This is a genomic window from Bacteroides sp. Marseille-P3684 (genome assembly GCF_900291465.1).
Classification (GTDB): Bacteria; Bacteroidota; Bacteroidia; order Bacteroidales; family Bacteroidaceae; genus Phocaeicola_A.
In genome coordinates, this window is the sequence record NZ_LT985808.1 from 3,635,975 (window position 1) to 3,649,482 (window position 13,508).

The 13,508-nt window shown below is 52.8% G+C and carries 7 protein-coding genes; 2 read left to right on the forward strand and 5 right to left on the reverse strand.

What is annotated here, in order from left to right; all coding sequences use genetic code 11:
• Window position 1: 1 nt before the first annotated feature.
• From C8275_RS14255 to C8275_RS14280, 5 genes are all read right to left on the reverse strand, one after another.
• The gene (locus C8275_RS14255) at window positions 2–2,602 is read right to left on the reverse strand and encodes a TonB-dependent receptor (protein WP_106625648.1); all 2,601 of its coding nucleotides are present in this window, start codon (window positions 2,600–2,602) and stop codon (window positions 2–4) included.
• Window positions 2,603–2,605: 3 nt separating this feature from the next.
• Window positions 2,606–3,430 carry a FecR family protein gene (locus C8275_RS14260; protein ID WP_157948296.1) on the reverse strand — a complete coding sequence of 275 codons (825 nt, stop codon included), beginning with the start codon at window positions 3,428–3,430 and terminating at the stop codon, window positions 2,606–2,608.
• 897 nt (window positions 3,431–4,327) lie between these two features.
• The gene (locus tag C8275_RS14270; protein ID WP_106625651.1) at window positions 4,328–5,779 is read right to left on the reverse strand and encodes a family 43 glycosylhydrolase; all 1,452 of its coding nucleotides are present in this window, start codon (window positions 5,777–5,779) and stop codon (window positions 4,328–4,330) included.
• Between the two features lie 87 nt (window positions 5,780–5,866).
• Entirely contained in the window at window positions 5,867–6,565 is a 699-nt protein-coding gene (locus C8275_RS14275; RefSeq protein WP_106625852.1) for an acetylxylan esterase, read from the reverse strand.
• Between the two features lie 51 nt (window positions 6,566–6,616).
• A complete protein-coding gene (locus C8275_RS14280; RefSeq protein ID WP_106625652.1) occupies window positions 6,617–7,756 on the reverse strand; it encodes an alpha/beta hydrolase-fold protein in 1,140 nt (379 codons plus the stop codon).
• Between the two features lie 275 nt (window positions 7,757–8,031).
• Between C8275_RS14280 and C8275_RS14285 the strand changes: the two genes are divergently transcribed.
• The gene (locus C8275_RS14285; protein WP_234395783.1) at window positions 8,032–11,772 is read left to right on the forward strand and encodes a response regulator; all 3,741 of its coding nucleotides are present in this window, start codon (window positions 8,032–8,034) and stop codon (window positions 11,770–11,772) included.
• A gap of 163 nt (window positions 11,773–11,935) precedes the next feature.
• On the forward strand, window positions 11,936–13,486 hold the full coding sequence (locus C8275_RS14290; RefSeq protein WP_106625653.1) for an IS1634 family transposase: 1,551 nt from the start codon (window positions 11,936–11,938) through the stop codon (window positions 13,484–13,486).
• Window positions 13,487–13,508: the final 22 nt, after the last annotated feature.

Below are 13,508 nucleotides of genomic sequence, written 5' to 3' on the forward strand. Positions count from 1 at the left end.
TTCAAAACTTTAAGGTGTAACTGAAGGAAGGGAGGATGGGGAAGACGCCTGTGACCTTCCCCTTCAACGTGCCATCGTCACGACGGACGACCCGGGCATAAAGGGCATTCTTGTGGTTGTAGGCGTTGTAGAGACTGACGTTCCAGATGCGCTCGTAGCCGCGCTTGGTGGTCCGGCGGAAGTTGAAGCCCAGGTCCAGCCGATGGTAGGCAGGCAGGGACACGTTGTTCGGGGAGTCGAAGACCCACTCCCAGGTGCCGTCACTGCCTGCACCGGGCACAATGGGTGCCTCCACCAGTTGCGTGGCGACGGTCATGCGGTTGCCGCTGTGGAAGTTCCAGGCGGCATAGCCCTCGATGCGTCGGGTGAACCGGTGGTGCAGGCTCAACGTCAGCTTGTGGCGGTTGTCAAACTTGTCGGGATACCAGCCGGAGAAGAATGCCGGCATCTTCCGCCTGCTCCAGGAGAGAGTGTACGAGGCTGCGGCAGACGTCCGCCCGTCGTCGTAGGTCAGTTCCGTCTCCACCCCGTATGCCTTGCCTTTCCCCGTGCGGACCAGTGACTCCCAGTGGCTCACGGCAGGCGTCAGCTGATTGCCGCCGTCATACTCCACCAGTCGGCTCATCGTCTTGTAGTAAGCCTCCACGCTCAGTCCGAGATGTCCGGGCAATGCCCTGTACACCCCGGCTGCATACTGTCGCGAACGCATGGGGCGGACCCTGTCGGTGGAAGGCACCCAGTAGTCCGTCGGCAGATTGATGTAGGTGTTCGACAGCTGGTGCATGAACTGGCTCATCTCCGCATAGGAGGCTTTCAGCGTAGTCCGGTCGTCGAGCTGGTAACGGACGGCCACACGCGGCTCCAGCGAGTGGAAGGTCTTTCCGCTGACGTGGAACAACGTGTAGTGCAACCCGGCGTTCAGCTTCCAACGGTCGCCCAACCGGATGTCGTCTTCGGCATAGAGTGCGAACTCATGTCCCCGGTAGGACGCCCTGCCCCGTCGTCGGAGTGTATCCACCGCCTCCTCCGTCCCGGCATAATGCCGGTTGTCGGTCTGTTGCGGACGGAAGAGGTGGTAGAGGTATGTCGACCCCATCCGCACATGGTGGTCCGTGCCGGGACGGTAGTCCAGCTCGGCATGGTAACCGACGTCGTCGATGGTCGAGCGGCTGCGTTGCTCCTGAAGAGACAGCTGCCAACGGTCTTCGCCCGTCTGCTTGTCATCCTCCAGGAAATAGTAGTTGGAACGGTTGTGGGCATACAGTCCGCTGACGGAAGCAAAGAGACGGGGCGTCCACCGGTACTCCCAGTTGAGCGTCGTCGCCGTGTTGCCCCACTCCATGTTGAACTTCACGTGGTAGAAATCCTTGTCATAGTCCTGGATGTAACTGTTGTCATGCTGCTTGCTGTCCACCTTGAAGAAGTCGTTGCCCGAATAGAAACTGAGCGAGGCGCGACTCCGGTCGGAGAAGATATGCGTCACCTTCGCATTGATGTCGTGGAAGGCATAACGCATGTTGAGCTTGTCAGTCCGCGAACTGTTGTAGGCGGCAAAGAACGGAGCGGTAAGTGCGTCGAGCCATGTGCGCCGCATTGCCACGTTGAACGAGGTCCGGCCCTTCCGTAAAGGACCTTCCAGCTGAAACCGTCCGTCGAGCAGTCCCAGACTGAAGGAGCCGTGCAGCTTCTCCAGGTTGCCGTCGTTGGTACGTACGTCGACCACTGACGACAGACGTCCGCCATAGCGTGCCGGGAAGCCGCTCTTGTAGAAGTCGATGTTCTTCACGATGTCGGTGTTGAAGGCAGAGAACAGACCGCCCAGGTGGTTCACCTGGTAGAGCGGCGTCCCGTCGAGCAGGAAGAGGTTCTCGTCGTTGCCTCCCCCGTGGACATACAGCCCCGAAATCAGTTCCGTGCCGGCAGCCACACCCGACAGTCCCTGCAGGGTCTTCACCACATCCGACGAACTGAGCAGGGCAAAGCCCCGGTTCAGTCCCTGCTGCGTGAGCGACACCTTGCCCGTCTGTGTGGTACTCAGAGGGGAGTTCAGGTCGGCAGTCACCAGCACCTCGTCCAGCCGATAGTCCGGTGTCAGACGGATGTCCAGCTGACGGTTCCTCGTCAGTGTCAGCTCCAGCGTCCGTTCGCCCAGTCCCACGAAGGAGACACGCAGCCGGTGGAAACCTTCAGGCAGGGTGAGGCTGAAGAAACCGTACTCGTTCGTCAGGGTACCGCTTCCAGTGGTCTGGTCCCACACGGTGGCGTTGATGATGGTCTCCCCGTTGTCCTGACGGACGTAGCCGCTGAGCGTGTATCTCTCCAACGGCCTCAGCACGATGTACTGACGTTCCGCCACCCACTTCAGTCCGGTGCCCCGTAGCAGTTCGTCCAGTCCCTGTGACAGCGTCATCCCGTCCAGCGGACGCCCCCGATAAGGGACATCGAGCTTCAGCGAAGCATCATAGACCAGGCGGACGGCATGGACACTCTTCAGTCGCTCCAGCTGTTGGCGGACGGTCGTCCCCGTCTGTGCCCATGCAGCCAGCGGCAACAGGCAGGACAGCAGCAGGACCGGGAACGCACGCAGAACGGAAGCCTTCATGTCCTATTCCTTATTTATATGAGTACCCAATGACTGTTCGATCAACGCCACGATGCCGTCCACCCCTTCGTCGGTGTCAAACTCCGCCGTGAGCATCTTGCCGGTATCTTCGGACGAGAGACGGACGCCGTAGTAGGCGGACAATTCCCGGAGCACTTCCTCCAGCGGCGTATTCTCATAGACGAACGTTCCGGTCGCCCATGCGGCAGGATTGGGTACATCCGGATACATCTCCTCCGGCATTCCCGCACCGTCCTTCAGGCTCGCCGCCATACCCGGATAGAGGAAGATGCCCCCAAACGTCTCTTTGACCGCAAACGCCACCCTGCCTTCGGTGACATAGACGACGGTCTCCCCTTCCCTGCTCATCTCGTCGAACTCGAAGGCGGTGCCCAGCACACGGACGGTCCCGTACCGTCCTGTCACACGGAAGGGGCAGGCAGGGTCAGGATTGACACGGAAGTAGGCTTTGCCGCTGACCAGGACACTGCGTTCCCGTCTGCCGAACTTCCCCTTCTGATAGCGGAGCGTGGATTCGGGATAGAGCGTGACCCGGCTGCTGTCCGGCAATACGTAGGTCTCCGTATGATTGGCAGCCGTCAGCTGAGTCCAAGGTTCCACTTTCTCGGCGGTAGAGAACCAACCGTAGAGTCCGTAGACAAAGAGGGCGATGGCAGCCACTCCCAGCACCCACATCAGTATGGTCCGGTGGAGGGTGTGTCCCTGACGGCGCAATTCGAACTTACGGATGGCGCGACGGGTGTCGAAGGTGCCGGGCTTGTAGTGCCGCAACACGTAGCGCAGTGATTTTTCTTCTGATGATTTCATAGGCATTTCTGTCGATGCCGCAAGCCCCGCTCCCAAGCGACGCTTGCAGCGGTTGAAGGCAACAATCGTGTTTTTGTTGCTAAGACTCCCATCCGGGTAGATACTACTATTCCATGAGTGTTAAAAAACACAAAGACATGATTGCAGGCGCATGGGGAAGTTCCTGCAGACAGACCATTCCCCTCTACCACACAGCCTCGTTTATCAAAAAGCAAGCATCCCGTCTCATCTGCTTGACAGATTCGCCCCCCAAACACCCTTTGCGCTAACGCCTACTTTTGAAGATTTCCTTCAAAGAGCGTTCAACTGCTAAATCTGTTTAACAGAGCTCACGAAAAACGCCTTCTATTTTAGAAAACTATACATTTCATTCCCGAAAAACAGACAAAACGTGCCCGGAACAATATTGTTTCGCGAGCCAAACAATATCGTTTGCCGCCTCAAACAATATAGTTTCACCACCCAAACACAATTGTTTCGCGCCCGAAAGTCAAATCTTTGGAAAATGGAAGTAAAAAGAAGTGAGTTTCGCTCTCTAGAAGAAGGGGCTGTCAACAAAGCGGAAGGTAATAAAAAGAGGGGCATAACAGAGTGACAAGCAGTAAAAGGATGCAATCATCCCCTTTCAGCCCTCCCCTATGCAACCGAAAGAAGTCATTTGCCGCCAATCTGTATTTTGCGAATCGTCCGGGAAGACCCTCGAAATCCACGAAACCGTATTTGGGTGCAACGAAAGGGTGTGTAGAGAGGTTCGTTTGACAATGTGTCAGGATGGATAGGAAATGATGAAGCCACAAGGAAGAATGGGAATCCATACTTCTTTGTGACTTCATGGCTTTTAAGTCATCCGGTGATGAAAGAGGAGTCTTGCAGCATAAACACGCATGTTCACTAGCCTCAATGGTCTCGAAAATTCCACTTGGAATTATCGCTGTTCCTGTCAAATTTGCCCAGTGAAGGCGTACTGTCGCCGATGGATACCAGCACCAGTTCCTCATCCGTCCCAGGAACCTTCTTGGGCAGGATGCGGTAAGTGCCGTCCGTGAGTTGCTCGATTCTCCACAACTGCTCGGGAGCACCTGTAAACTCAGGGACTGTCGACACCTCGGCATCAGCCGTAGCTGTCAAAGCCCGGTTCGTGCCTTCTATGACAATTTTATAATAAGGCGCCCCCAAGTACCCACCAGCATCAGGCACAGCAGTGATTGTCCACCGTTGATGCGGGCGGAACATATAGTCGCCGATCCGGACATCAATGTTACCTTTGGGCCATGTACCGATGACATCTTCCAAGGTCTGCGACTTCAACGGTTGAAGAGGTTCGTCGCTTTTCTCCCAAAAACGATGCATACCACCTTCCATCCGCACAAAGTCCACGCAGAGTTCCAGGGCATATCCCCTCCGTTCGGATTCGATTTCATAAGTACCTTCCTTGAAGACTTCACCGGCAACGGGCCAGTCATTCTTCCAGAGAAGTGGACGGACGGCAAGTACGCTGCGTCCACCTCGGTCAAAATCAGCTTCAAAATGGCACGACATCTTTTCGACACCTTCCTCCTCGATGTAGCGTCCGAAATGTCCGGCACCGGTCTGACGGTTTCCGGCTCCGATCACCATCCTTCCGCCTCCCTCCAACATGTCTCTGCCCATATTGTCCAGGTAGGGGCCTGTCACCTTGCGCGAACGTCCGACCACGATGTTATAGGTCGAATTGGGACCGTCACAGCAAGTGCCGTGGGTACCCAGCAGGTAATACCAGCCATTCCGGTAAATCAAGTCGGTTGCCTCACAGCCAATCGCAATGTTGATCGGTTCATTCCCTTCCTTCCGTTTTCCTGTGGCTGGATCAAGTTCCACCAGACGGATAAAGCCGAAATAGGTACCATAAGACAACCACAGACGGCCGTCGGTCGGGTCCAACAGCAGACCGGGGTCGATGGCGTCACAGTCTTCATCGTCCTCTGACGAAGCTACGGCAATGGCTTCCGTATACTTGAAATCAGGAGAAGTGGGGTCCAACGTCTTGTTCCACATTGTCAAGACCGTACCACGGTGACTGCCTCCGAGCCCTCCTCCGGTCGCACTGTAAGCAATCAGATAACGGTCGCCGATTTTCACGACATCGGGAGCTGCACCCCTGCCGGGTCTCACTCCGCCATCATGCCATGTCCAGCCATCTTCTGAAATCAGTCCGCCTCCTCCGGTGCCGAATGTGTAATATTTTCCCTCACATTTCATGATGGTGGAGGGGTCGTGGATATAGGGTTCTCCAATTTGTGCAGCAGCTGTTCCCGGCATCAACAAAACGAACAAGGCAGCAGCTACCCGACAGAAAGTTTTTGTTTTCATAATTTATGCACTGACTTTAGTTTTATACACTTTCCGGTTGACAAGGGCACAGCATCCTGTCGGTCCGACACCTTGTCAGCCAGCCGATTACTGTTTTTTGATGGTCACGTTTCTGACCGGCACTCCCTGTTCATCGAGGAAGCGTACGCAGAAATCACTCATCCCCGGACCGTTGATGACTGCTCCGCGCAGGATGTTCTTCCCCTTTTTCAGGGTCAGACGTTTTGACAGGCAATCGTCCTTCACCATCCGACGGTCTCCCGAGAGCATGACGGCTTCTTCCCCATTCAGCCACCACATGGAAGCCGAGTTGGAGCCGACGGACAGCCTCACATTCGGGATATCTTCCGGACTGTCGATGACAGTCACTGCCCAAAAGAGTACCCCGTAGACCTGTTTGTGAAGCTTGGATGCAAAGCGAAACAGTTTCACATTGAACAGGTTGCTTTCCAAGGCATGCCAGGTCAGCTTCTGTTTGCCGACAGTCACGTGGTCGCCGTCCTCAGGTAATACGGTAAATTGTCCAGGAAAATATTCGGTGGTAAAAGCCTCGCGAATGTAACTGTCCGTAAACACCGTGTTGCTCCGGTTGGGCTTGTCAATAGGCTCCAACAACAGCCAGCGGCGTATGAACCCGTCATCATCCGGATGCATGACCTCCGAAGTTGCCGGTGAGAAATAAGGAGCCAAAGGAAAATCGATCACTTTGTCTTGTGCAGGAACAGGTATGTTCAAGCCGACACCCAGGCAAAGAGCCAACAGGATTTTGCAATAGAAATTTTTCATGAGCATAGGATGTGTTTCAAGGTGACACGTTGAGTATCAGAAAGGCTTCAATCAGCGAAAGAGAAGTTGGGCAAAGTGATACAGGCTTTCCCTCCATACGGGCCAAGTGTGACCGCCCGGTGTTTCAAAGTAGGTGTACCTGATGCCTATCCCGTCAAAACGCTTCATCATAATCTGACAATTGTTGTATGCAATGTCTTCCTTACCGCCCATGGATATCCAGAATTGCTTCCATCCTACATTGTACTCGTCCTTGTGGTCTTGCAGCATCCTGTAATACTTCTCGCTGTCCTCGCCTCCCCCGAAAGGAGTCCGGTTTGCCCACCATCCCGAGCTGAATACACCCAGATAGGCAAAACAATCCAAGTGGGGAATGCCTACATTCAAGGTCTGGATGCCTCCCATGGAGAGTCCTGCCAGGGCACGGTTGTCACGGTCGGTCTTTACACGGAAGTTCTTCTCTACAAACGGAATGCAATCCTTGAGCAGCTCGCTTTCGAAATCAGACGTATTGCCATCCGTCATCACCACAATCATTGGTGTCGCCTTTCCCTGCGCTATGAGGTTGTCCATGATGATATCAGTACGTCCCTGATTCGCCCAACCGCGTTCGTCTTCCCCACCGCCATGTTGCAGGTACAGCACGGGATAGGTTTGCTCCGAGGTGTCATATCCGGGCGGACAATAGACAAACATACGTCTCCAGGCATTGGACGTCTTTGAGAAATACCGCTTCATGCGAATGTCTCCGTGAGGGACGTCTGCCAGATAAAACCGTACATCTCCATCGGGATAAGGGATTTCCACCCCACTGGTCATCATGCTGCATCCATAAAACGATTCACTGGCAGGGTCGGCAACGGCAACTCCGTCAATGAGGAGAAAGTAGTAGTGAAAGCCCGGTGTGAGCGAATCGGTGGTACATCTCCATTCGCCGTCGTCGTTGCGAACGAGGTCATATTTGCGCCCCAAATCAATCTGCACCTTTCGGGCATCCGGAGCCTTTATCCGAAACTCCATGCGGTTGCCGGGCAACAGTCGCGGCCACATCGCATTGCGTACATTGAGTTCGCCACGTTTACCGGGCAACACTAAACGGTCATCCACCCTGACCGACGAATGACCGGATTGTGCCTGCAACACACCTGAACATGCTACGGCAAGTAACATCAAAGTGAGGATTCGTTTCATAAAGCTATCTGTTTTTGAATTATTAACTTGCACAAAGATACGGACCTCACGGACTTTTTCCTTGTACTTTTGGACACATTCCTTACACTTTTAAATATTTAGTGTACGAAGGGACAAGTTATATTTATATCTTTGTACAGTTTAGAATTGAACGAGCGAGCGTATGCGCTATTTAATTTAATCATATGAAAGAATGCTTCGTACTCCTACTGTCCCTATTCTTGTTTTTGCCCTGCCGTGCAGTGCAGGATTTCACATTCACCAATCTCAACGATATGTATGGCATCTCCATGCGGGAGATAACCGCTGTCGTCCGTGACCAAGACGGATTTATCTGGGCAGCTTCACATACAGGTATCTTGCGTGTTGCCGGAGACGACCACCGGCACTACGACCTTCCACTTGCCACGACCGACGTCATGCAAGTCAAACTGGCTTGCCGAGGAAGCCTATTGGTCGCCACCACACAGAACGGACAGGTATACCGCTATAACCGTATCCGGAATAAATTCGAGCAATGGTTTACCCTTTCTTCCGTGCTGGGAAATGATAACTGGGTGACCAACGTCCTGATAGATGCCGAGCAGAAGGTGTGGATAAGCACCAACACCGGCATTTACCTGTGGACGGGAAAAGAAGTGCGCCTCGCAGGAACCGACAAGACAGGCTTTTCCAACATGATCTCATTGGATAACGGTCAGATACTGGCTTTTGTGGAATCGTCCGTCTATCGCGTCGACACAAAGACACGCACATTCACTCAACTAAACGGTCATCTTCCCCGGCTGATATCATCCACCCGGTACGATGCACGGAAACGTCGCGTCTGGATTGGTACTTACAACGCCGGGCTATGGCAGTATGAACTCACCGGACAAAGAACCCGACAAGTCAATGTTCCGCAACTCCCGAAGCTTGTTGTCAGAGACATACTCCTGACGGATACAGCTTCTGTCTGGGTGGGTATTGACGGCGGGGGTATCTGGATACTCGATGCTGGGACCGAGCGGGTCCGGCAAGTGATTAGCGACAATCCGGACAATCCGTCCTCCCTACACGGCAACAGCGTCTATTCCTTGCTGGAAGATGAACGCCACCGGATTTGGGTTGCTACCAACAGCGGAGGACTGCAATACACGGAAGCACCTGATACTGAAGTGGAACATCTGGTACATGGCATCAACAATCCGCAATCCTTACCTAATAACGAAGTCAACCACCTGGAGACTGACAGCCGGGGAAATCTCTGGATAGCAACCAGCGACGGCATCAGCCTGTATGATACCCATACCCGACAATGGAAACGACTGCATGGAGGAAGTCAGGAGATCTTTCTATCCCTGACATCGGACAAGAAAGGACACCTCTATGCCGGGACCTACGGCAAGGGAGTCTACGTTTTCGACGAAGCATCAGGGCGTGAATCGCACCATTACACAGAGCGGGATGGAGACCTCTTCGGAGTCGGAGGCTTTGTATTCGCCACTTACCTGGACAGCGAGGGTGACGTCTGGTTTGGCGGTGTCAAAGGCAAGGTTTATTGCCGCCGTTCAACCGATGGGAGAATGCGTGCCTATGACTCGCAGCCGGTCTACTGCCTGAGCGAGCTGTCACCCGGACAGATTCTGCTGGGATGTGCTTACGGTCTGTTGCTGCTGGACAAGGAGACCGGAAGATTTGACATGCTCCTCTCCGGATGTACCATACACGACATTGCCGTGTCCGGACGTATGATATGGGTCTGCACTTCCGGCGACGGCGTGATTGGTTTGGACATGAACACAGCCGGACAGACACGCATCACGACACAGCAGGGCTTGCCCAGCAACTATACGAAAAGCATCTCTCTGGTAGGCGACGACCTGTGGATTGGGACTGACAAAGGCTTGTGCTGTTACCATTCTTCCGACAAGCGAATACGGATATTCGGCTCCCGGCAACAACTCGCAAACGCCGCCTTCAGCATCAACGCGACTTGTAATCTGCCTGACGGGAGACTGGCGTTCGGAAGCAATAACGGCATATTCATCTTCCACCCTGAAGTACTGGACAACAGCCGTGCTGCAGGACGAATCTATTTCTCAGACATACGGGTCTCCGGACGTTCCATCCGGGAAATGGAAGATTTTAGGCTGGCTGTACCCATCGACAGCCTCTCCACCCTCCATTTGGGCTATCCGCAGACATCCTTTACCCTATCGGTCCTTCCACTGGGGAATCTCAGCAAATCCGCAGCTCTATCCTGGAAGTTAGTGGGGCAGGATGACGCTTGGAGCACCTATACGACCAACCGTTACATCAACTACACCAACTTGCCTGCCGGTCATTACACACTCAGCATCCGACTATATGACGGCAGCCTGTTATCAGAACGTCAGCTTTCCATCATCGTAGACCCGCCCTTCTGGCAAACCGCTTGGTTCAGGTTAGCAGTAGCGGCAGTCGTCATCGGCATCCTGGTGTTTGGTATACGTTATTATCTACAATTGTTACACCGTCGTTACTCCGATGAGAAGATACGTTTCTTTACACGAATGTCGCATGACATCCGCACCTCATTGATGCTCATCAAGGCACCGATAGAAGAACTGCTCAAGGAGAAAAATCTCTCGACATGGGGAACCGAGTGCCTGAAAATGGCTTCGGAGCAGAGCTCCCGACTATCCGACACGGCGACTCAGCTGCTGGATTTTGAGAAGCTGGACCTGGGAGAAGAACAACCGTCATTTACGGACCTGGAACTCGTCGGTCTAATCAAGCGGCGGGTCGGCATCCATGCATCGTATGCCGCCGGGCAACAAATCAGTATTTCGGTCGACTGTATACCGGAAGCCTATTGGGTGCAAGCCGATACGCGAATGCTTGAAAGCGTACTGGATAATCTGCTGTCCAATGCCGTAAAATACTCCCCTTCCGGTGGAAGCATTGAAGTTTCTTTCATCGGAAAAGCCTCCGAATGGACCTTACGTGTCAAGGACCATGGCATGGGTATCAGCAAAACAGGGCAACACAAGCTGTTCCAGGAATTTTACAGGAGTGACAATGCGGTCAATTCCCGAATCATAGGGTCGGGAATTGGTCTGTTGATGACCCAGAAGTATCTGCGCATCCATGACGGGAAGATACATGTAACAAGTGAATTGGGTATAGGGACGGCTTTTGACATAACCGTGCCCTTGCGCCCCGCATCTAAGGCTGCAGGACTCCTCATACCGGAGAAAGTCGAGCCTGCAGCAACTGAAGGTGCAGAAGCTCATGACATGACTGTCCTCATCGTGGAAGACAACCAGACCCTGTGTGAATTCATGCGAGGAGCCCTGCAAGCACAATTCCGCGTCGCCACAGCCTATGACGGACAACAGGCTTGGGAAATGATGACAGACTTGCAACCTGACCTTGTGGTATCCGACATTGCCATGCCACGTATGGATGGTTTTGAACTGTGCCGCAATATCAAATCGACCTATGAGACTTCCCACATCCCCGTCATCCTGCTGACAGCTCTCTCCGACAAGACGAACCAACTCCATGGACTGGGACTGGGTGCGGACAACTACCTGGTAAAGCCGTTTGATATGGAACTATTGGTCAGCCGCATCACCTCCATCATCCGTAACCGACGTACCGTTCTTCAAAAGGCTATCGAAACCAAACACGACGATGTACGCTCAATCGTGACCAACCGCATAAACGATGAATTTATCAAGAAAGCTGTAGAATGTGTACGTGCCAACATTGCCAACGAGAAATTCAGCAAAGAAGATTTTGCTTCCGCTCTCGCCATGAGCCAGTCCTTGCTTTACAAGAAAATAAAGGCTTTGACCAACCTGTCAGTCGTGGAATTTATCCGTTCCATCCGGTTGAATTACGCGTTGGAGAAACTCCGTTCGGGGGAATACAATGTAACAGAAGTGAGTGAAATGTGCGGATTCAGCACATCCGCCTATTTCAGTAAGGTTTTCAAGGAATATTTTGGCAAGACGCCTACAGAGATGATACAAAATCCAGACTTATAAGACAAGGAGGGTGCGTCGTAATTGACACACCCTCCAGACATTTGTGTTTCCTGACTTTGACAGCTTGATATTTCAACAATTGTAACATTTTTAAAATCAGCCATTCCAGAAAATCTTCATGGTGACGCGGGTGACGCAAACCTAAAATGAGTACCTTTATGGCATGTTTGTACGCAAGAAAAAGAACCGTAGCGGCACTGTGAGCGTGGTTATCGCAGACAAGAGCAGTGGCAAGTTCAAGGAGCTTAAGACAATTGGAGTATCGTCTGCCCCCGACGAGATTGTTCGCCTTGAGGTCAAAGCGCGTCAATGGATAGACGAATATTCCGGTCAGATGACACTTGACTTTGACGAGAGCGCTCAGGCGCTCCAAGAAGCGAGAAATACCATTGCGCGCATCGAGAGGACGCTCCAGAACACGCCACAAGTTATCCTCGGCCACATATATGACAGAATTGGCTTTGGAGTAATCGGGGACAGCATTTTGCGCCATCTCGTCATCGCAAGGGTCTGTCATCCGCAGAGCAAGGTTGCCACAGCGTCGTATCTGAAGTCCTACTTCGACGAAGACGTTCGGTTACATAACATCTACCGCTATATGGACAAGCTGTATAATACGCAGCGCGAGAAGGTCCAGCGGATAAGCGTAGAGCACACGATGAGGATTCTCGGCGGACGGATTGGGGTCGTTTTCTACGATGTGACCACACTTTACTTCGAGTCCGCACCACAGCCGGACGATGTTCTTCGTCAGGCAGGCTTCTCAAAGGACGGCAAGATGGCAGAATCGCAGATAGTCCTCGGACTGCTGGTGAGCGAGGACGGCTACCCGATGTCCTACTCTATCTTCAACGGCAGCCAGTACGAGGGGCGCACAATGATTCCCGTAATCGATGACTTTGTCCAGCGCTTCAAGCTGACAGACTTCATCGTTGTGGCCGACTCGGGCCTTATGAACACAAAGAATGTGGAGCTGCTGGAATCCGCCGGCTACCGGTATATTATCGGGGCGAGAATCCGAAACGAGTCTCCAAAGATTAAAGACTGGATTCTTGCAATTGACAGGACGGACGGGAACATTATTGAATGTTGCAAGAATGATTGCCAGAGGCTGGTTGTGAGCTATTCAGATGCACGGGCAAAGAAAAACGCATGGAACCGCAACAAAGGCGTCGATAGACTCCGCAAGGCCTATGCGAAAGGTACTCTGACCAAGGACAACGTCAATAAGCGAGGCTACAACAAATTTCTCGATATCAGCAAGGACATAACCGTAAGTATCAATGAGGAAAAGATAGCAGAAGACAGTCTTTGGGATGGACTGAAGGGGTATATAACGAATACGACCCTGTCCGGGAAAGAGGTCATATCACAATACCATGGCCTTTGGATGGTTGAGAGGGCTTTCCGTATTGGCAAAGGGACGCTCGAGATGCGTCCAATGTTCCATTTTACGGAGAAACGTATCGAGGCCCATATCTGCATCTGCTTTGTAGCCTACAAGGTGTATAAGGAACTTGAACGGGTCATCAGAGAAGTCGGCATGAAGATGAGCGTTGACAAGGTTCTTGAAATCGCCAAGACAATAACGACGCTCAGAATAAGGCTGCCCAACGGCTCGGTATATACTGAGACTCTATTCACAACACCACAGCAGGAGACCATCAAACCATTGTTGGAGGCATTAGATCAAGACAAAAATAAAGCAGGGTGACGCATTGTCAAAGTCAGGAAAA

What these genes read in the sequence shown, in the direction of transcription:
- C8275_RS14260 (WP_157948296.1), bottom strand. Translation starts at nt 3,430, where the DNA reads ATGAAATCATCAGAAGAAAAATCACTGCGCTACGTGTTGCGGCACTAC.
- C8275_RS14255 (WP_106625648.1), bottom strand. Translation starts at nt 2,602, where the DNA reads ATGAAGGCTTCCGTTCTGCGTGCGTTCCCGGTCCTGCTGCTGTCCTGC.
- C8275_RS14285 (WP_234395783.1), top strand. Translation starts at nt 8,032, where the DNA reads ATGTATGGCATCTCCATGCGGGAGATAACCGCTGTCGTCCGTGACCAA.
- C8275_RS14280 (WP_106625652.1), bottom strand. Translation starts at nt 7,756, where the DNA reads ATGAAACGAATCCTCACTTTGATGTTACTTGCCGTAGCATGTTCAGGT.
- C8275_RS14290 (WP_106625653.1), top strand. Translation starts at nt 11,936, where the DNA reads ATGTTTGTACGCAAGAAAAAGAACCGTAGCGGCACTGTGAGCGTGGTT.
- C8275_RS14275 (WP_106625852.1), bottom strand. Translation starts at nt 6,565, where the DNA reads ATGAAAAATTTCTATTGCAAAATCCTGTTGGCTCTTTGCCTGGGTGTC.
- C8275_RS14270 (WP_106625651.1), bottom strand. Translation starts at nt 5,779, where the DNA reads ATGAAAACAAAAACTTTCTGTCGGGTAGCTGCTGCCTTGTTCGTTTTG.